This is a genomic window from Mesorhizobium sp. M7A.F.Ca.CA.001.08.2.1 (assembly GCF_003998455.1).
Lineage (GTDB): Bacteria > Pseudomonadota > Alphaproteobacteria > Rhizobiales > Rhizobiaceae > Mesorhizobium > Mesorhizobium ciceri.
The window spans coordinates 1-714 of the sequence record NZ_RZPW01001351.1; the positions used below are offsets into that span (position 1 = coordinate 1).

The following is a 714-nucleotide window of genomic DNA, read 5'->3' on the forward strand; positions in this document are numbered from 1 at the left end:
TCCCAGGGTTCTGCTCGTCGCCGCCATTGCCGTGGTGGTGGCGACAGCCGGGTTGTTTGCCGGCATCGCGCTTTTGAAGCTGATCCGGCTTGCCACCAACATTGCCTATTTCGGCCAGTTCTCGCTTGCCGACCTGAAGCTCGAGAACACGCCGCTTGGGCTTGCCGCCGTCCTCGTTCCGGTGATCGGTGCGCTGATCATCGGCCTGATGGCGCGCTATGGCAGCGAGAAGATCCGCGGCCACGGCATTCCCGAAGCCATCGAGGCGATCCTGCTCGGGCGCTCGAAACTCGACGCCAAGGTGGCGATCCTGAAGCCGCTGTCGTCGGCGATCTCGATCGGTTCCGGCGGACCGTTCGGCGCGGAAGGACCGATCATCATGACAGGCGGCGCGATCGGCTCGCTGATCGCGCAGATGCTGCCGGTCAGCGACAACGAGCGCAAGACCCTGCTGGTGGCTGGTGCGGCAGCGGGCATGACCACGGTGTTCGGAACACCGATCGCCGCCATCATGCTGGCGGTCGAACTGCTGCTATTCGAATGGACCCCGCGCAGCTTCATTCCGGTGGCGGTCGCGGCTGTTATCGCCGAGGTCGAGCGCACCATGCTGCATCTGCCCGGGCCGATCTTTCCGTTTCAGGGCGGCATGGAGGTGTCTTTTGTCGGCCTTGCCGGCTGGGTGGCGATCGGCGTTTGTGCAGGACTTCTGTCGGG

General features: G+C 64.7%; 1 protein-coding gene. It reads left to right on the top strand.

Annotated features, from left to right (window positions below; translation table 11 throughout):
• Positions 1–714, top strand: a 714-nt coding sequence (locus EN914_RS37315; RefSeq protein WP_164779264.1) for a chloride channel protein, incomplete at both ends; no start/stop codon positions are given.